Annotated in this window: 17 protein-coding genes and 1 pseudogene; 11 read left to right on the forward strand and 7 right to left on the reverse strand. The window is 40.2% G+C overall.

Going from position 1 to position 19,821, the window contains the following annotated elements:
• A partial coding sequence (locus tag ATS75_RS00005) for a transposase (RefSeq protein ID WP_152996151.1) occupies positions 1–377 on the forward strand: 377 nt, incomplete at its 5' end.
• A gap of 271 nt (positions 378–648) precedes the next feature.
• Positions 649–1,020, forward strand: coding sequence for a hypothetical protein (locus tag ATS75_RS00010; RefSeq protein ID WP_058558386.1), 372 nt, complete (start codon positions 649–651; stop codon positions 1,018–1,020).
• Positions 1,021–1,048: 28 nt separating this feature from the next.
• Here ATS75_RS00010 and ATS75_RS00015 read toward each other — a convergent pair whose 3' ends face one another.
• Positions 1,049–1,999, reverse strand: a complete 951-nt coding sequence (locus ATS75_RS00015) for an IS110 family transposase (protein ID WP_058558387.1) — start codon at positions 1,997–1,999, stop codon at positions 1,049–1,051.
• A gap of 73 nt (positions 2,000–2,072) precedes the next feature.
• On the opposite strand from ATS75_RS00015, the gene ATS75_RS20280 reads away from it, so the two are divergent.
• Positions 2,073–2,282: a hypothetical protein gene (locus ATS75_RS20280; RefSeq protein ID WP_152996152.1), complete on the forward strand. Its 210-nt coding sequence runs from the start codon at positions 2,073–2,075 to the stop codon at positions 2,280–2,282.
• Positions 2,283–2,729: 447 nt separating this feature from the next.
• Here ATS75_RS20280 and ATS75_RS20540 read toward each other — a convergent pair.
• Positions 2,730–2,993: pseudogene (locus tag ATS75_RS20540) on the reverse strand (IS110 family transposase); the annotation flags it as partial.
• Between the two features lie 173 nt (positions 2,994–3,166).
• Between ATS75_RS20540 and ATS75_RS00025 the strand changes: the two are divergent.
• Positions 3,167–3,961 carry a substrate-binding periplasmic protein gene (locus tag ATS75_RS00025; protein WP_152996153.1) on the forward strand — a complete coding sequence of 265 codons (795 nt, stop codon included), beginning with the start codon at positions 3,167–3,169 and terminating at the stop codon, positions 3,959–3,961.
• Positions 3,962–4,217: 256 nt separating this feature from the next.
• Here the strand turns inward: ATS75_RS00025 and ATS75_RS00030 are convergent, their stop codons facing one another.
• Positions 4,218–4,673, reverse strand: a complete 456-nt coding sequence (locus ATS75_RS00030; RefSeq protein WP_058559049.1) for a sel1 repeat family protein — start codon at positions 4,671–4,673, stop codon at positions 4,218–4,220.
• 128 nt (positions 4,674–4,801) lie between these two features.
• Between ATS75_RS00030 and ATS75_RS00035 the strand changes: the two genes are divergently transcribed.
• A complete protein-coding gene (locus tag ATS75_RS00035) occupies positions 4,802–6,094 on the forward strand; it encodes an NCS2 family permease (protein ID WP_058558390.1) in 1,293 nt (430 codons plus the stop codon).
• Positions 6,095–6,117: 23 nt separating this feature from the next.
• Here the strand turns inward: ATS75_RS00035 and ATS75_RS00040 are convergent, their stop codons facing one another.
• Positions 6,118–6,876 (reverse strand): hypothetical protein, encoded by a 759-nt coding sequence (locus ATS75_RS00040; RefSeq protein ID WP_058558391.1) that lies wholly within the window; start codon positions 6,874–6,876, stop codon positions 6,118–6,120.
• A gap of 317 nt (positions 6,877–7,193) precedes the next feature.
• Between ATS75_RS00040 and cysB the strand changes: the two genes are divergently transcribed.
• Positions 7,194–8,171 (forward strand): HTH-type transcriptional regulator CysB, encoded by a 978-nt coding sequence (gene cysB, locus ATS75_RS00045; protein WP_058558392.1) that lies wholly within the window; start codon positions 7,194–7,196, stop codon positions 8,169–8,171.
• 55 nt (positions 8,172–8,226) lie between these two features.
• Here the strand turns inward: cysB and ATS75_RS00050 are convergent, their stop codons facing one another.
• The 3 genes from ATS75_RS00050 to pabB all read right to left on the reverse strand — a co-directional run bounded on the left by ATS75_RS00050 (position 8,227) and on the right by pabB (position 11,636).
• Positions 8,227–9,603: an L-serine ammonia-lyase gene (locus ATS75_RS00050; RefSeq protein WP_058558393.1), complete on the reverse strand. Its 1,377-nt coding sequence runs from the start codon at positions 9,601–9,603 to the stop codon at positions 8,227–8,229.
• 98 nt (positions 9,604–9,701) lie between these two features.
• On the reverse strand, positions 9,702–10,283 hold the full coding sequence (locus ATS75_RS00055; protein WP_058558394.1) for an NUDIX hydrolase: 582 nt from the start codon (positions 10,281–10,283) through the stop codon (positions 9,702–9,704).
• A 6-nt stretch (positions 10,284–10,289) separates the two neighbouring features.
• Positions 10,290–11,636 (reverse strand): aminodeoxychorismate synthase component I, encoded by a 1,347-nt coding sequence (gene pabB, locus ATS75_RS00060; RefSeq protein WP_058558395.1) that lies wholly within the window; start codon positions 11,634–11,636, stop codon positions 10,290–10,292.
• Between the two features lie 165 nt (positions 11,637–11,801).
• On the opposite strand from pabB, the gene ATS75_RS00065 reads away from it, so the two are divergent.
• The 5 genes from ATS75_RS00065 (at position 11,802) to ATS75_RS00085 (ending at position 19,754) form a co-directional block, all read left to right on the forward strand.
• Positions 11,802–13,328, forward strand: a complete 1,527-nt coding sequence (locus ATS75_RS00065) for a fumarate hydratase (RefSeq protein WP_058558396.1) — start codon at positions 11,802–11,804, stop codon at positions 13,326–13,328.
• A gap of 399 nt (positions 13,329–13,727) precedes the next feature.
• On the forward strand, positions 13,728–14,768 hold the full coding sequence (locus tag ATS75_RS00070) for a Leu/Phe/Val dehydrogenase (RefSeq protein WP_058558397.1): 1,041 nt from the start codon (positions 13,728–13,730) through the stop codon (positions 14,766–14,768).
• 91 nt (positions 14,769–14,859) lie between these two features.
• Positions 14,860–15,510: a CatA-like O-acetyltransferase gene (locus ATS75_RS00075; protein WP_058558398.1), complete on the forward strand. Its 651-nt coding sequence runs from the start codon at positions 14,860–14,862 to the stop codon at positions 15,508–15,510.
• Positions 15,511–15,671: 161 nt separating this feature from the next.
• Positions 15,672–18,557: a two-component regulator propeller domain-containing protein gene (locus ATS75_RS00080; RefSeq protein ID WP_321164304.1), complete on the forward strand. Its 2,886-nt coding sequence runs from the start codon at positions 15,672–15,674 to the stop codon at positions 18,555–18,557.
• Positions 18,558–18,929: 372 nt separating this feature from the next.
• Complete coding sequence (locus ATS75_RS00085; RefSeq protein ID WP_058558400.1) at positions 18,930–19,754, forward strand: M90 family metallopeptidase; 825 nt, start codon at positions 18,930–18,932, stop codon at positions 19,752–19,754.
• The last annotated feature ends 67 nt before the right edge of the window (positions 19,755–19,821 follow it).

Raw genomic sequence — 19,821 nt, forward strand, 5'->3', positions numbered from 1 at the left:
CTAGAATGTTAGCGGCTCTTGGGGATAATCGTAACCGCTTTAATTGTGCCGAAGAAATTCAAAATTATGCAGGTATTGCGCCTGTTACCGAACGAAGTGGACAGAAGTCATGGGTACATTGGCGATGGCAATGCTCTAAGTTTGTAAGGCAAACCTTCGTGGAGTGGGCAGCGAAAACAGTACATACTTCTTATTGGGCGGGTATATATTATCAAGGGCAACGTTCTAAAGGTAAGTCTCATCAATCTGCTGTTAGAGCGCTTGCATTTAAATGGATACGCATAATCTATCGGTGTTGGAAAACGAAATGTTGCTACGATGAAGCTAAGTATTTAAAGGCACTTAAAGAGCGTGATTCGCCATTATTAAAGACATAAATGACTTGTTGAATGCCTCAGGGCGTGAAGCAGCCGTTGATATTGGCTAAATATCGTAGATAACTGATTGGTCAAACTGCGCTTTGCGCATATATTCATGAAAATGAGCGACGCGCGCATATTGGTTCTATTAACTCTAACTAAAAAATTTAGAAAACTTAGTGATAGTAATGCCTTAGGTAATTTGTTAAAACTATATAAAGTAGATAAATGAGCGTTAAGTCGGCAGAAATATGCGCGATGAGCGCACTATTAAATTGTTAGTTTTCTTATGATGATTCGTTTTATATTTTTAAGTTTGTTTATGATTGCAGGGACAACTATGGCTTCAAATGAAATAGGAGCACCTGAAGGAGTTTCGGCTGAAGATTGGGAAGCCTATCTAAAGCACAAAAAGGATTGGGAAGCCATGCTTCAGCAAAGGTTTGAAAGTGAACTCAAAGCGAATCCTCCTTTACCTCCTTGGGAAAAATTCCCTGAATATGAACCTAGCAATATATTTTGGCGAATGGGAACAGGTGAAGAGTATCTAATCGATTATTTTGGCGTTTATTTAAAGTACGCAAGTAAAGACGATATTCAAGCATATAAATTGAAATACCCCGCTCCTAAAATTTGGGAAAATTGGTATAACGAAAACTAACAAGAGACTATGGCGTCAATAGTTAATTTTAAACTTTTGGCGCTTCCCATAAAACTCCATCTCTAAGCATAGAATTTAAGATCACAATCATCTTTCTGACACATGCAATCAGTGCCACTTTTTTGGGTTTGCCTGCCGCAACTAGTTTTTGATAATGTGCTTTAAAAACGGGATTAGATTGAATCGCTGACATCATAGCCATGTATAAAACTGTGCGAACTTGATGCCTACCTCCCTGGATTTTTCGCATGCCTTTAAACCGTCCACTTTCACGGTTTATTGGTGCAACTCCAACTAAAGCAGAGGCTTGTTTATTTGTCATATAGCCTAACTCAGGTAAATTACTAATGAGAGATGCAGCAGCTATTTTACCTATGCCTTTCATACTTTGAAGAATGGTATTTTTAGCTTGATAGTCAGGGCAGCTTTCAATGAGTTTGACCAGCTTATCCTCTATTTTCTTAATTTGATTTTTAAATAAAGTCAGGACTGGTTTAATTGTCATAGCAAGGCTTTTAGGTAAAATTTGAAGTCGATTTTTCTCCATTGTTTGCATCACAAGTAATTGATTTCTTCTGGCAACCAAATCACTCATATCCTGCATAACTTCTGGCTTTAACGTAGATAACTTAGGTTTAATCGCTTCACCAAAATGCGCGATTAGTTTGGCATCTAGCTTGTCTGTTTTGGCTCGTTGACCAATAGCGCCTGCAAAGCGTTTTATATGAATAGGGTTGGCGACTACAAATGGCAAGTTTGCTTTTGCACATGCCATAATAAAGGGTGCTTCAAGTCTACCCGTAGCCTCAACAATCACGCGTTCAGGTGTATATTTTTTGATAGTTTTAACCGCTTCTTTAATCCCTTTTTCATCGTTTGGCACAGTGAAATAAATATCGAGTGGGCGGATATAGATATCGAGTTGGAATTTACCAGTATCAACGCCAACATTAATGTTTTGATTTGTTTGTATTTTCATATAAGCTAACTCTTGCTTGCATAATGCGGGTTCGAGACCCAGTAGACTATTCGAGTGTCATGCTTGGAGTTCTTTGTCGCGTTCATTCTTGTTATCGGTCTCTCAACAGAGGAGCCAGCAATCAATCGAACTACGACAAGGAAAGGCTTTGGTTGCAGCCAAAGCTTGGGTCTCACTTTACCCGAACTCGGTAATAATTAGTAATTTAGATGGGTGTATTATCCATACAAGCGCATCAAATCTGACTCCACAAGCTGGGCGATTTTTTGCAAAAGACAAATGACGCAAAAAAGCGTCCAACTTGTTCCGCAGTTTATGCGGGCGTTATACATCTTTGGAGTTACCTTGCTTAGGTTAGTTGTTTTAATTTTATTTTCTGGAATAGTAGGTTGTAGTTCATATCAGCCAATCGTTGGTTATCCAGAAAATTGAGCTAATGGGTATTCTGAAGAAATAGCGGGTGTAGGGGCATTTCTTGTTCGCGTTGACGGTAATGATAATGAATCCTACGAGAGTTTAAGGTTTAAGTTAATGCGCAGGGCTGCGGAACTATGCCCTGGTTCATTTGAACTATCAAATTACACTATTAGGCAAGGTTTTGTAATTCACGCAAAGAGGGTTCATTGGCCATATGTGACAGCCAATTTGAGTTGTATTAGTCCTCCAATAGACAAATCTGTACTATTTGAAAGCGATGTATAACAACACGCCCTGAGGTGGACAGCAAGCACTAAAGCCCACTTTCCACCGCAAATTTTAACAGCGGTGATCCCTTACTTTTCAATGCCGTTAAGTAAGTTGATTCATCGTAGGGCGTATGTGTTTTCCAGCATCTAAATAGGATCCGTATCCACTTAAATGCCAATGACCTGATGATGGTATTATGAGGTTTTCCTTTGGCTTCTTGCTGCCGATAATAGGCTTTCGCCCAAAATGAATACCGCACAGAGAGTCCAGCCCATTCCACAAACGTTTGCCTTAAAAACTTAGTGCATGAGTGGACTTCCCAGCTTTCATTAGACGTGTTTGATGTTTAGAACACCATGAAAAGTCCAGGTTGGCTGTTTAAAACAAGCAGGGCTAATAACCCCTATTACGGTTGTTAAATTTTATTTATCAATTTCTATGCTAAAGTTTTAATAAATGAGCAGAAATTGGTGAGAATAGGTGAAGGTATTATTTTCGATATTGATGTTTGTGTGTTTTGACTCTGTGAGCCAGAACCTCAATTATTCTGAGTTGCGTTTTATTTCGGTGGATGAACCACCTGCAAATTATTTAGATAGCAGTGGTGAATTGTCAGGTTTTGTGACTGAAATAGTTAAGCAGCTGCAAAAGCAATTGCAAAATGACACCTCAATAGAGGTAATGCCAGAAGCTCGGGCTATAAGAACGTTAGACACCTCCCCAAATGTCATCATGTTTAGTCTCTCTCGTTCTGAAGAGAGAGAGAATAAATATCACTGGCTAGCTCATGTCATTACCAAGCGTTGGATTTTCTTTTCAAGGTTTGATTCTTCCCATGAAGCTTCCACATTGTCGCACATTGTTTCTTCGAGAACGGTAGGGGTCATTCATGGGGATATCAGAGAGCGTTGGCTGCAAAAACAAAATACCTCTAATTTGATAAGCATACTTGACTATAACAATGCTGTAGAAATGTTAATGCGTGATAGATTTGACTTTCTATTTTATGAATCGTTTGGGGTTTTCTCGACGTTAAAAAAACTTGGATATAGCAGTGATATGGTAAAAAGCGAATTAGTGGCTCGGGAATCCGATGTGTACATCGTAATGTCAAAGTCTATAGACGATTCAGCGTTGGTTTTAGAAATACAGAATCAATTTTCTATCCTGAAAAAATCCGATTGGTACAGTAATCACCTTAATAAATGGGTTAAAAAATTAAATGCTGAAGGTGTCGCAGATGCCTGGACTGCGCACGGTGTGTTAAAGTATTAACAGTTGGATTTCCTTAAACAGCTTTTTCGTATCGAATTGACCAACAGAATAGGTGATGTATTTTAATTTTTTACTTATTCACGTATGAACGAGATGCTTCTATGAGAAATCAACTTATTATAATCTCACCATCGTTAAAACTCTATTCAAAGCTTAAATGAGAAAGAACACTTCACTCTTATTGTGTTGCATACAAAAAATATAAGTTATAAACAGAAATAGATGCTGTATCGCTAATACGACACTACAGATTGTATTAGGGAGAAGAGGGGATCAAATGATTAAATTGCTGCTGATGAATTTGTTCATACAGCGTTGCTGCATAACATTTAGCATCTTGAAAACGTTTAGTTGATAAGTGTTTTCTTAAATCGGACATTGCCGTTGTTGCTGGTTCATAGCCCTGACTACTTGCAAGACTAAGCCATACAGCGCCATGAAATATGCTTTGTGGCACGCCTTGGCCTTTGATGAAGAACAACCCTAAATAAAATTGAGCGCGCTGATTGCTAGCCATAGCTGCCAGCCTCATCCACTTCGCTGCAAGGGCAGGTTGATCATTTTTCAGATAATACAGCGCTTTTGTTACTACACTGTCAGGCGTGTCAGTATTACCTTCATTCTGTTCTGTTTTACTCGGTTGAGTAATAAACGCTAATACATTATCTAATTGCTGCTCAAGGTCAAGCCCACTTGGAGATGTATCTGTCATAATACCACGCATGTTATTGTTTTCATTCACAGCGTAAGTTTAGTCTAAACCAAGGCAATTTGTCCTGTTATTCCATAAATCTATGGTAAAATTACGCAATTATTAACTCATTTATTGAAAAATACCTAATGCTTGACGCCTTTTTTAAAATCAGTGCGCACAATTCAACCGTTCGTCGCGAATGTATCGCCGGTCTAACAACATTTATCACGATGGTTTATATTGTTTTTGTCAATCCAGCTATGCTTGCAGAGGCCGGAATGGATCAAGGTGCGGCGTTTGTCGCTACATGTATCGCTGCTGCGATAGGTTGTTTTATCATGGGGTTTTGGGCTAATTATCCGCTTGCTCTGGCGCCAGGTATGGGGTTGAACGCTTTTTTTACCTATGGTGTTGTTTTAGGTATGGGGCATACATGGCAAGCAGCGCTAGGTGCGGTGTTTATGTCAGGGTGTATCTTTTTACTTTTGAGTTTGTTTAAAGTTAGAGAGTGGATTATTAATGCGATTCCGCTGGTACTAAAGCAAGCTATTGCGACGGGGATAGGTGCGTTTTTAGCGCTTATTGCGCTTAAAAATGCAGGTATTATTGTAGCAAGTCCCGCAACACTTGTTCAGTTAGGCGATATCACGGAGGCAGGACCTTTACTCGCTATTTTTAGTTTTTTCATTATTGCAGCGCTGCTTTACAGAGATTTTAAAAGTGGTGTATTAATTAGTATCTTAACAGTGACCTTAATTGCGCTTGGCTTTGGCTTAGTTGAATATCAAGGTGTTGTATCAATGCCACCTTCTATTATACCCACCTTTATGCAATTAGATTTTGCAGCGGCGCTTGAACTCTCGATGTTGAGCGTGATATTTGCATTTTTGTTTGTGGATTTATTTGATACATCGGGCACGTTAGTTGCCGTAACGCAAAAAGCAGGGCTCGCGGATGAAAAAGGTAACATGCCTCGTCTAGGTCGTGCATTGAGTGCTGATAGTACAGCAACCATTGCAGGCTCAATGCTCGGAACCTCAACAACGACGTCATATATTGAATCTGTAGCGGGTGTATCAGTAGGAGGGCGAACAGGGTTAACTGCAGTTGTGGTCGGTATTTGCTTTTTAATGATGATGTTTTTTGCACCGCTTGCTCAAATGGTGCCTGCTTATGCTACTGCAGGGGCTATTTTATATGTGGCAGTTTTGATGCTGCAAAACCTCAAGCTTGTAAACTGGGATGATATGACTGATGCAATCCCTGTCAGTGTAGTGTTACTTATGACGCCGCTTACGTTCTCTATTGCTCATGGGATTGCTTTGGGCTTTATCTCTTATACTGTGGTAAAGGTGTTATGTGGTAAGCGTGAAGAGGTGAGTATCAGCGTGTGGGTTTTAACTGCAATGTTTGTTATCAAGTTTGCGTTTTTATCTTAATGAGTAAGCAAAGAAAAAGTGGTTTACCACTTTTTCTTTGGTGCAAATAAAACATCTAAATCGTCTTGCTCTTGTTCTGTTTTTTTCTTGAGTGCTGTTGCATTAGAGGCTTTAAGTTCAGTACTGATAGCCTCTAGGTAACCTTCAAGCTCTTGTCTTTTAGTATTAACATAATCATCGCTATATGGAACTGCTGACACAGTTGCGTACGCTTTTTCAAAGTATTGCCGTGCTGAACCAACCATATTGGCTGAACGGGCAGACAAGCCTCGCTTAATTTGGCTCTCTATATTTATTTTTAACTGCAGCCTTTCCATTCGTTTATCTTCAGCAACAAACGTTTGGCTATCTACTTTTCCTTTACCATGTTCAGAGCGTAAGACCGATCTTAACTTTTTAATACCTTGAATTAGTGCAATGAGTTGCTTGTCGTTATCTGGTAACGCAAGGCTTTCAGAATCTTTAGATTCAACTTGATTCTCTATTCGCGTTTTTGATTCATTTAAGCGGTTTTTAAGCTCTTTTGATGAGGGGGATAATTGCACCATTTCAGCAAGCGCATCATAAATACGGCGCTGAATCACACGTAATATCGCGCCAGACATAGGGATATTAGCGCTATTAAGTAATACATCTTCAGATTCTTCGATGATCTTTTTTTGTTTGGTGAGCTCTTTACGACGCTCTGTTTCTTGTTTCTCTTTATGTTGTTGTACGGCACTCACCCATAAGGCAATGACGATTAGTGCAACTATCAACACAATAATAATAGAAACGATCATGGTTTAGGTCTCTGGTTTCAAAGCTAATAATTTTTATCTTACCTCAATTATATGCTAAGAGGATAGTTTTGCGCGGGATATCGAAAAGAAAAAGTGTTTTATCATTATTTTTATCTATAAATTAGATTGATATTAGGTTGAGTCTTATCTAATCAAAAGATGGCTACCTCATGGCGAGCGTTTGTGCTAGCCTAGCACTATAACATTATAAGTAATGTGCAGTTTAGCCTCTTAATTTTTAACTTTTAAGAAAAAAGCTTGGCTTGGCTTGCATCAACATTTATAAATAGCAGTATAACAACACTAAAAATGCAGCCATGAAACTACAACAACTCAGATACATCGTCGAAGTCCAAAACCATAAACTTAACGTGTCAGCAACAGCTGAAAGTTTGTTTACTTCTCAGCCTGGTATTTCTAAGCAAGTTCGCATGCTAGAAGATGAGTTGGGCGTACAAATTTTTGGCCGAAGCGGCAAACATCTTACCCATGTTACGAGTGCTGGGACTGAAATTATTAATATCTCCCGTGAGATTCTTTCAAAAGTCGAGGGAATTAAAGCGGTAGCAAATGAACATACGCTTCCCGATCAAGGGAAATTGAATATTGCAACAACGCATACTCAAGCACGTTATGCGCTGCCAAGTGTTATTCAGGGCTTTATGAAAAAGTATCCTGCTGTTTCATTGCATATGCATCAAGGCACGCCGCAACAGATTTCCGATGCAGCTGCCCGCGGTGATGCTGACTTTGCTATTGCAACGGAAGCATTACATTTATATTCAGACTTAGTTATGCTGCCTTGCTACCACTGGAATCGCAGCATTGTGGTTGCTAAAGACCATCCGCTTGCACAAAAAGCAAACTCACTAACCGTTGCCGATATTGCACAATATCCATTGATCACTTATGTATTTGGTTTTACTGGTCGTTCAGAGCTGGACAAAGCGTTTAATGCTCAAGGGTTAGAACCTCATATTGTATTTACTGCAACAGATGCCGATGTGATTAAAACGTATGTTCGTTTAGGACTCGGTGTTGGGGTTGTTGCCTCAATGGCAATAGATGAAATAACAGACACGGATTTAGTCTGCATTGATGCGAGCCATTTATTTGAGGCAAGTACTACTAAAATTGGTTTTAGAAAAGGCAGTTTTTTACGTAGTTATATGTATGATTTTATTGAGCGTTTTGCACCGCACTTAACGAAAGAGCGAGTTGAACGAGCGAGTTTACTACGTAACCAAGATGACGTTGATAAATTGTTTGAAGATGTTGATTTGCCGGTTAAGTAAGCGTTATTAAATGAATAAAAAAGCCGCAGATTGCGGCTTTTTTATTGGTCAGCAATTAACATTCAATAATGTTAACGGCTAAGCCTCCACGTGCAGTTTCTTTATATTTAGTTTTCATATCATTACCCGTGTCGAGCATGGTTTTAATGACTTTATCTAATGATACTTTTTGCTCCCCACTCCCTCGAATTGCAAGACGCGACGCATTAATGGCTTTAATTGCCCCCATAGCATTGCGTTCAATACATGGTACTTGTACTAGACCACCGACGGGATCACAGGTTAGACCTAAGTTATGTTCCATGCCAATTTCAGCTGCGTTTTCAACATGAATTACGTTACCGCCTACTATTTCTGTTAATGCACCGGCGGCCATTGAGCAGGCGACGCCTACCTCACCTTGACAACCTACTTCAGCACCGGAAATTGAAGCATTCTTCTTATATAAGATACCAATGGCAGCTGCCGTTAAAAGGTAGCGAGTGGCAATTTCACGATCAACTTCTTTAATAAAAGTGTGATAATACATTAAGACTGCAGGCAATATCCCTGCTGCGCCATTTGTTGGTGCAGTTACAACGCGACCACCCGCTGCATTTTCTTCATTTACTGCCAGAGCGAATAAATCAACCCAATCCATTGCTCTCAATGGATCGTTACTCACTTCCACATTCAGTTTAAGATGAAGACTTGGGGCTCGGCGCTTTACTTTTAAGCCACCGGGTAAAATGCCTTCAGTTCGCATACCACGCTCAATACAGGCTTTCATAACTTGCCAAATATTGAATAGCTCGTCTTTTATTGCATCTTCATTGCGCAGCGTCTTTTCATTTTTCATCATTAAAGTTGACACGCTATAACCAGATTCTTTACACATTTCGAGTAAATCTTTGGCTGTTTCGAATGGAAACGGTGCAGGGTTTTGCTCACGAATATCCAATGCTGCTTGTTTTTCGTTATCAAACTCTTCGTCAGTTACAATAAAGCCGCCACCGATAGAGTAATACACTTTACTATGTATTCTTTCGCTACCATTGAACGCGATGATTTCCATTGCATTAGAGTGCTTAGGTAAGGTTTTTCGGCGATGAAAAACAATCGCGCCTTGCTTAGGAAAATTGGCTTTATGCACTTGGTTTAAATATATAACTTGCTCACTCTCAATTTTAGCGAGAATGTCATCAACTTGGTCGGCATCAATAGTTTCAGGGTCATAACCTGCGAGCCCCAAAATAACAGCCTTGCCTGAGCCATGGCCAATGCCAGTCTGGCCAAGTGAACCGTATAACTCTACTTTGACGCTCGTAATATCTGTTAGAAGATTTTGTTGTTGTAATTCATTAACAAATAAACGTGACGCACGCATTGGACCGACGGTGTGAGACGACGACGGGCCTATGCCAATACTAAACATATCAAATGCACTGATCATATAATTTTCTCTACTTTTTACTCAGCACGACTGCTGCCTTTGAACGGGCGGACATAATAACGTGTAATTGTGTGCTTGTAACCATTTGCAGCACGGTTTTAAACTGGTATGGCTAGTTGCGTGGTAAAGTTTTTTATTATGCTTGCAGTGGCACCCCACAGCAACCCATGTGGGGTACTAAACCCCTTAAGTGTGCGGTGTTGGCCCAAATGCTGAAAAGGTATTGGTTGCCAATTACTTTCATCTGCTAACGTATGAACAGGCACTAAAAAACTAGTAGCAACTTCACTGGGGTCTCCAATCCATTGGGTTTGTTTATCAAGGACGCCGACAAAGGGGGTGATGGTAAAGCCGGTTAACGTAGAGTAATTGGCTAGTTGCCCAATTACATTAATTTGAGCTGGCATAATATTAAGCTCTTCGTGCAATTCACGCAAAGCGGTATGGCGTAAATTGATGTCCTGTGGTTCATGTTTTCCACCGGGTAAACAAATTTCGCCCGGGTGATGTTTTAAGTATTCAGGGCGCTTGCATAGCAAAACATGTGCACAGTCGTGAACATCAATTAATGGCAAAATCACTGCACTGGCAAGGCGTGACTTATCACAAGGTGCAGCTAATGGCTGCACCCTCGCTGGAGCGCTTAATTGAAATCGTGCAATAATTTGATGGCTGTTCACAGCGAGCTACTTAAGTAATGGTAGGATTTTATTCACTTTATCGTATGTCTCTTGATATTCCAAGTCAGCTTGTGAGTCGGCAACAATGCCACCGCCAGCCCAGCAATGTATGCGTTGTTGGTGACACACTAAAGTGCGAATTGTGATGCTGGTGTCCATATTTCCACACGCACTTAAATACCCGATTGATCCGCAATAAATACTGCGACGATGAGGCTCTAACTCCTCTATTATTTCCATTGCACGAATTTTTGGGGCGCCTGTAATGGAGCCGCCGGGAAATGCTGCTTTTAATTGGTCAACCGCTGTTTTGTCATCGGCTAACTGTGCTGTAACAGTACTGACAAGGTGGTGCACGGCAGGAAAACTTTCGATAGCAAACAATGAAGGAACCTTAACGCTCCCTGGTTTGGCTACTTTACCAAGGTCGTTGCGCAGTAAGTCAACAATCATGACATTTTCCGCCCGGTCCTTTTTAGAGCTTTGTAAGCGAGCGGCTTGTTCTTCGTCTTCATAGACGTTTTCGCAGCGAGGTAGCGTCCCTTTTATTGGTTTAGTCTCAACATGACCGTTATGTACTGAAATGAAACGCTCGGGCGATATAGAAATAATCGCGCCATCAGGGTGGTTAATAAAGCTAGAGAATGGCGCCTTATTAGCTTCTCTTAACGTGCAATAGGCTTGCCAAGGTTCGCCTTGATATAGCGCTGAAAAACGTTGTGCGAGATTAATTTGATAGCAATCACCACTTTTTAGATACGCTTGAATTTGTTCAAACTTTATCGCATATTGTTTAGCCGTCATATTTGATAACCACTCTTCGGTTATTTTAAACGGTAACCTCTGTTGTCGCTCTTCTTTTAAAGCCGATAAATAAAGAGAGAGCCTGTCGGTGTTAGGTTGAGCTACATAAAACCAATGGCTTTGCTGCTTGTCATAGATAAGCGCATCAGGGTAGAGTCCAACAGCAAGTTGAGGCATATTGATATCATTTATAGCCTGTTCAGATATACATTCAATGACACGACCTAAGTCATAGCCAAAATAACCAAGCCATCCGCCACTAAAAGGCAGGGGAGGTGTTACTTTGCTTGTATCCAATTTATCAAGTTCTTGCTGAAGAATCGTAAAACAGTCATCAGCGATTATCTTATCATCAAGGTAAGTTTGATTGCCTTTAACTTCTAAGCGCCTGATTGGTGCGATGACAATGATATCGTAGCGACTATTTACATGATCGCTGTTTGCAGAATCAAGCAGCATTGCATAAGGTAAATGGGCTAAATGGCTAAAAACCTCTACGCAGTTGAGCGATATGTCTAATTGAACACAGATTTTATGTTGTTTTATCATCTATTTTTTACCCTGAATAACTGGCTCGAAACGGGCTGGGAGGGTATCATAAGTTAAAATTTTTTGGCAGCATTTAGTGATGTCGCCAACGCGCTTTGCAAACCACCGTCACCGGTTTGGTCTAAGTTACGTGTTAATCGCGTAAAGGTAACTTAAGGAACCCCTATGAGTACAATTCGTCAGCAAGATTTTATTGATAGCATTGAAGATGCATTGCAATATATTTCGTTTTATCACCCTCTTGATTTTGTTCAAGCATTAGAAAAAGCTTATAACAAAGAACAAAGTAAAGCAGCTAAAGATGCGATAGCACAAATTTTGATTAACTCGCGTATGTCAGCAGAGGGCAAGCGTCCACTTTGCCAAGATACAGGCATTATTACGTGTTTTGTTAAAGTAGGTATGGATGTTAAATGGGATAAAACTGATTTAACCGTTCAGCAAATGGTTGATGAAGGTACACGCCGTGCATATTTAAACCCAGACAACCCTCTTCGAGCTTCAATTGTTGCTGACCCTGCCGGTACTCGTAAAAATACGAAAGATAATACCCCGTCTGTTGTTCATATCGATTTAGTTGCCGGTGGTGAAGTGGAAGTGATGGTTGCTGCTAAAGGCGGTGGTTCAGAGAATAAAACTAAAATGGTGATGTTAAACCCATCTGATGATGTGGCTGCTTGGGTTGAAAAAACGCTACCAACGATGGGAGCGGGTTGGTGTCCACCTGGTATGCTGGGAATAGGCATTGGTGGTACCGCTGAAAAAGCGGCTGTGCTGGCTAAAGAGTCGTTAATGGACCCTGTTGATATCCATGAGTTGATGGAACGAGGTGCAGAAACTACTGAAGAAAAAATGCGTTTAGACATTTTTGAACGTGCGAATAAATTAGGTATTGGTGCACAAGGTTTAGGTGGTTTAACGACGGTTGTTGATGTAAAAATTAAAACAGCGCCTACTCATGCAGCATCAAAACCTGTTGTTATGATCCCAAACTGTGCTGCAACTCGTCACGTTCATTTCACGCTTGATGGGTCAGGTCCTGCAAATTTGAACGCGCCTAAACTTGAAGATTGGCCAGAAGTCACATTTGAAGTAGGTGAAGGCACTCGTCGTGTTGACCTCAATACTTTGACAAAAGAAGACACGCAAGAATGGAAAATGGGTGAAACTGTCTTGCTATCAGGCACCATTTTAACGGGCCGTGATGCCGCTCATAAGCGCTTGCAAGATATGATTAATTCGGGAGAAGGCTTACCTGAAGGCGTCGACTTTGATAATAAATTTATTTACTACGTTGGCCCAGTTGATGCGGTTCGTGATGAAGCGGTAGGCCCCGCAGGCCCAACTACGGCTACGCGCATGGATAAATTTACCGACATGATGTTAGAAAAAACCGGCATTATTGGTATGATAGGAAAGGCTGAGCGAGGTCCTGCGACGGTAGAATCTATCAAAAATAATAAGTCTGTTTATTTAATGGCTGTGGGTGGTGCTGCTTACCTTGTGTCTAAAGCAATCAAAAAAGCTCGAGTAGTGGCATTTGAAGACTTAGGTATGGAAGCTATTTACGAATTTGAAGTCGAAGATATGCCAGTGACGGTTGCCGTAGACAGTGAAGGTGCAAATGCACATACGCAAGGCCCTGCGATTTGGAAAGCTAAAATTGAAGAGCTTGATGGCAAATTAAAGTAATTTGCCTCATTGATAGCGGTATTGCGGGGTAACCCTATACCGCTATCAGATCAGACCAGTTTGTATCCCTGCTTAGAAATATTCCCAACCCCTTATAATAAAACAAGTATTACACTCTTATAAGTTGTAATAATTACTTTACAGTGATTCATGCTGTTACGTTAACGTAAAGTGAAACGACATATTTATTATATATATTGCATATTAATTTTTACAATGTGCTTTTTATTGCATTAATTAACTTATAATTACGTTTTATGAAGTGCGTTTATGATGCTTAGTTATTTTGAGTGGTTTTATCATCTCATATAGTGGTCAGGCTCATTGCTAAGTGATAAAGTCTCGGCAATTTCAGCGCGTTTACCCTCTCACGGGTTATAAATTTCGGAGTAAAATAAAGTGGCTGTGTTTAATCAAGTTGATTTTGATAACCACGAACAAGTGGTTTTTTGTTCAGATAAAGAATCAGGCCTTCGTGCCATAATTGCCGTTCACAACACCAAATTAGGTCCTGCTGTGGGTGGATGCAGAATGTGGGATTATGCTAACGATGACGACGCAGTAATCGACGCACTTCGTTTATCCAAAGGCATGACGTATAAAAATGCAGTAGCTCGTCTTCCTTTTGGTGGGGGCAAGTCAGTTATTATTGGTAATGCAAAAGAAATAAAATCAGAACAACTTTTTCGTGCATTTGGCCGCCAATTAGAGCGTTTAAATGGTAGTTATTATTCAGCAGAAGATGTGAATATTACCTGTGCTGATGTGGCTATTATGAACAAAGAGACAAATTACGTACTTGGACTTGAAGGTAAAAGTGGTAACCCATCACCGTTCACAGCATATGGTACATTTTTAGGTATTAAAGCCGCTTTACAGCATCAACGTGGCCATCAAGATTTAAGTGGCGTTAAAGTTGCTGTACAAGGTCTAGGGGCTGTTGCTTATGGTTTATGTAAACATTTACATGAAGCCGGTGCTCAACTTTTTGTTACCGATATAAACCAAGACGCTATTGACCGTGTGGTCAATGATTTTGCTGCTACAGCGGTTGGTATTGATGACATTTATGACTTAGATGTTGATGTGTATGCACCGTGTGCATTAGGCGCCACAGTGAACGATAAAACAATACCGCGCTTAAAAGCGACTATTATTGCGGGTTGTGCAAATAACCAATTAGCAGAATCTCGCCATGGAGAAATCATACGTGAAAAGGGGGTTTTGTACGCCCCGGATTACGTGATTAACGCAGGCGGTATCATCAATGTATATTATGAAACAGCACCTGAAGGCTATTCAGTTGACGCATCAAATAAACACGTTGAAGGTATTTATGATACGTTGACTGAAATTTTTGCTCGCAGTGAAAAAGAACAAAAATCAACGCATATTATTGCAGATGAGTTAGCTCAAGAAATCATAGAAAACGGTTTATAATGTGTTATAAAAGCAAAGGTGTCTATATACACCTTTGCTTTGTTCTCTAAGTTCGTTACGCTAGCTGTAAATTCTACTGCGTGAAAACGTCATGACTGAAATCGATATAGATACGTGGCCTCGTAGCCAACACTTCTCACTTTTTAAAGACTTTAACCAACCTTACTTTAATGTTTGCATCGTTATTGACGCAAAAAGATTATTTGATTTTTGTAAATCTAATCATCACTCATTTTTTCAAAGTTATATTTTCTTAGCTTTACGCGCATGCCATCAATACCCACCTATGCTTCAGCGAATAATAAATAACGCCCCTTGGCAGCTTGACGGTGCTCGCGCAAGTGTTGTTGAGTTGGCCACTGACGACACGTTTCGGTTTAGCTATTTTTCACTCAAGCAACCGTTTGCTGACTTTAGTAAGCATGTCCAACAAGTGAGTAGTAACTCCAAGGTATTACCTTTATTTTCAGAGGCATTTGCTCATACTGAAGGCCAAGCTGATTTAATCCATATATCGGTATTGCCGTGGCTTGATTTTACCAGTTTTTCACATGCACATACTCATGGCATAAGCATGGGTATACCGAAATTAGTGTTTGGAAAATACAATAAAGAAACAGGTAAAATGCCACTCTCTATAGATGTTCATCATGCATTGATGGACGGCCTTCACGTAGCCCGTTTTATTGAGCATTTTCAAAATTGTATTGATCAATATTGCCAACCTGTACATATAGATTAAGCGGCACTATTTAGATAATGAAAAACAAATTAATACTGTGCTAATATGGATGTTAAGTAGACAATAATAATAATAATGATAATTTAGTTATGACAAAGAATGGACTAACCGTTCTTTTTATTGCTAAAGACTTGGCTAAGTGTGCTCTCAAAGGCGTTCATATGATGAAGCGTATCAGTGTGTTTTTAATCTGTGTAATCCAATTTACTTGCTTTGCAGCCCAAAGCACGCGACTCCCCCTCAATGATTATTTTTCTGAAACTTGGAATACACGTACAGGTCTCCCTCATAATAGTATCAATAGCGTTACACAAACGTCAGACGGTTATATTTGGGTTGCAACATGGGAAGGGCTCGCACGCTTTAATGGGCGCGACTTTAAGTTGTTTACACGATCCGAGATTGAAGGACTGCCAGACTCGGGTTTACGAAGCCTTTCGGCTGAATCCGATGGTAGTTTATACATCGTTGGTGCGCGTGGTGGAATAAGTCATTTAAAAAATGGGCAATGGAAAACATCACCCAATGCACAGGCGATGGTTAATCATATTTTAAATCCGACTCCCTCAGAAGTATGGCTTGGTCTTGAAGGGAAGGGCTTAGTCGTTCGAGACAAAACAACCGATCATGAATCTCACCTTTTAATTAACTTAAGTGTTTACCGATTAATACAAGACAGCGACGCCGTCATTTGGGCTGCCACAAGCGAGGGCTTATATCGAATTAAAGATAAAAACCCACAATTAGTCACACTAGCCCAAGGTTTACCTTCAAGTTCTATTTATACACTTCTATTGACCCGCCAGGGTCAGTTAATTGTAGGTGGAGAAAAAGGTGCGTGGCGTTTGGTTAAGGATCAATTTGAAACAATACACGTTGATCTTGATGGGGAGTCAGTTTCGAGTCTTTTAGAAGATAACCATGGTGATCTTTGGCTCGGAACGATCAATAAGGGCTTATTTCGACTCAGTACATCAGGACTTGAGCAGCTTGATTCAGAAGCTGGCTTGCCTGCAAACCGAATTTTGTCATTGTTACAAGACAGAGAGGGGAGTATTTGGGTGGGCACGAATGGAGGTTTATATCGCTTACGTGAAGCTCCTTTCTCTGTATGGACAAAAAAGCGTGGATTAAGTGGGAATTATATTCGAGCAGTGCTTTCTCATTCTGATGGCAGTATGTGGGTTGGCAGTAGCTCAGGCTTAAATCGTATCAAAGATGATAAAGTGCAAAGTTATTCAGTCGCTAATCAGGTGAAACCTTTATCAGTATTAAGTCTTACTGAAGATGAGTCAGCAGGCGTATGGATTGGCACTTACACCTCAGGAATTTTGCGTGTTGTTGATGATAAAATCTATCCTGTACTTGATCGGGATGGTGGACTTGCCAGTAACGAAGTAAGGGCGTTACTTTTTGATAATAAAAAACGATTATGGGCAGGCACCGCTACAGGGTTAACGCGAATAGAAACGGATGGCTCAATTACTCAGTTTACTACTGATGAAGGCCTCCCCGGTGACTTTATTATGGCATTGGAGCAAGATTCCAAAGGCAATATATGGGTTGGTACTGGGGTCGGTGTGGCTATGTTTAACGATTCTCTAGGTAAGTTTAAAGGGCAACAGTTTCCGCGAAAATTTAATGCAGAATACGCGTTTGGTTTTTTCAGCCAAAACAATAATATGTGGATGACAACGGACCGAGGGCTTATTCGGTTTAATATTGAAACTGGTCGAATTGATATGCTTGGTCGGGAGCAAGGGCTGCCCGTTGATAAGTTATTTCAATTAGTTGCTCAAGGTGATTTATTCTGGTTATCAAGTAATCGCGGCATTATTCAAATTAAGCAGCAGCAAGTTAATGATTTTTTAGATAACAAAGCGGCAGATGTATTGCAGTATCAGCTTTATGATGAAGGTGATGGGATGCTCAGCGCGCAAGCGAATGGCGGATCGAGTCCTGCCGCTACACTTCACCACGATGGCAGTGTTTGGTTTGCTACAGCGAATGGGGTAGCCAGTGTGATGCCTGAACGATTAAAACGTGCCTCTCAATTAGAATTACCTACAGTGATCGAATCATTGGTTGTTGATGGTGACACTATAAATATTAACGATTTAAAAAGCCCCATTCAACTTGCGGCTGGTTCAGATAGAGTATCATTTCACTACGCTGGTTTGAGTTTTATCATGTCACAAAGGCTTAAATTCCAGACTAAATTGTTAGGTTATAACGATAAATGGGTTGATCGACATAAGCTCAACATTACTGAATATACAAACCTTGCACCGGGTAAATATACTTTTATGGTGCGTTCAGGCTATCCTAATGCAGCTTGGCAAGATAATTATCGGGCCATAACGTTTGAAATAAAGCCATATTTTTGGCAGGAAATTAGTTTCAAATTAGTCGTTTTCATCACGGTATTATTACTTTGCTATTGCCTCTATAAGTACCGACTTTATCACTATAAAAAAATCGAAAAACGATTAACCGAAAGAGTAGAGCAACAAACATTTGCGTTACAGTCACAAAATGATGCATTTGCTCACCAAGCCACCCATGATCAATTAACTGGAATACCGAATAGACGCGCTTTTGATGATTGGCTTGCAGATAACTTTAATGACTTCAAACGCTCGGGTCGACCATTGGCATTAGTTATTGTTGATATTGATTATTTCAAGCGGATAAACGACAACTGGTCTCACATAATAGGTGATAGAGTTATATGCGTAGTGGCGAATATTCTTCAACAATGCTGTGAAGACAATGAATACCAGGTATCGCGATGGGGTGGGGAAGAATTTACGTTACTTTTACCCAATAAAACCATCGATCAAGCACGTGTTTTGTGTGAACAATTACGTGAAGAAATCGCTGAGTATGACTTTTCTAGTATTGCGGTAGATTTATCAATAACTGCGAGTTTTGGTGTGGCTGATTCCCGCTGTGTTGATGAATATGATCGACTTCTTGCAAGGGCAGATAAAGCGTTATACCAGGCTAAAGCAAATGGTCGAAACCGGGTTGAAGAGCTTAATTAATTTAATGAATGGCGCTAAGGCCTGTAACCTTTACAGGTTGAATTTGCAGCAGTCCGTTTGGTCTTTAGGCAAGGCAGTATCTATGTGGTGTGGTATTTACCCATAGATAGGCGATAACGCGGAATCAATGCCAAACTGGCGCTGCTCTTCGGGTTCTGCCTAGGGGAGATTTACTCTTTATTGCTCGGTTTTGACTTAGCCCATTAGGTTGCAAACATTGCGCCGCGATTAAACTGCCCTCTAGTTTGAGCAAATTTTAATTCGCAAGGGTCAATAGACCTTAGTTGTTTTTATATATTTAGCCAGTGATAGATTGAATTATGTACCATGCGCGCATATTAATAGGTTAAGAACTTATTATTGAGCTTTAAGATGGTTAATGCTTTATTACTTTTTTTGCTAGTTATGTTTGTTGCTATTTATTGGCATTGGCCTAAATTACAGCATCGATTTTGGCTCAATAAATACCATGGTAATCAATTAAGCGAGCAACAAAAAACACTGCTATTGAGATACATGCCAATCTATCAAAAAATGACTGATGCTGACCGCGAAAAGCTAGAACGTCATGTGGTTTGGTTTTTAAATGAAAAACGGTTTATTGGTTGTGATGGTTTAAAACTAAATGATGCCATGAAACTGATCGTTGCAGCTGATGCATGTTTGTTAGTATTGAACAAACCATGGCCACTCTATAAAAACGTGAAAGAGATATTACTTTATCCTAGTGCTTATTATGCGCCTCAGACGTCTACGGATAATGCAGGCCTTGTCAGTTATCATAATACAGTTCGTCAAGGAGAGTCTTGGCCAGGCGGCACGTTGGTGTTAAGTTGGCATGATGTACTTGAGGGAAATCGCCTCCCCAGCGACGGCCATAATTTAGTCTTTCATGAGTTTGCCCATCAACTCGATCAAGAAACAGGCAAAACAACCGGGACTCCTGTACTTGCTAAAACAACAGATTACAAAGAGTGGGCAAGAATTTTCAGTCGTGCTTTCACTCTCCTTAAAACACATGTTGCCTATGGTATGCCCCATGTTATTCATAGTTATGGGGCAACGAACGAAGCTGAATTTTTTGCAGTGATCACCGAAACATTCTTAGAAAAGCCCAACGATCTTCGCCAATATGATCCTGAGATTTACTCAATGCTGGTGGGCTACTTCGGCTTTGACCCAATTAAATGGCATTAACCGACAAATTAAGACGCTTTATCATATATAGCTGGTAACTTGCTTCGCTTTTTGTTGCAATCATATT

Origin of the sequence: Pseudoalteromonas sp. H105, assembly GCF_001469215.1 — a bacterium.
In the GTDB taxonomy this organism is placed as follows: Bacteria; Pseudomonadota; Gammaproteobacteria; order Enterobacterales; family Alteromonadaceae; genus Pseudoalteromonas.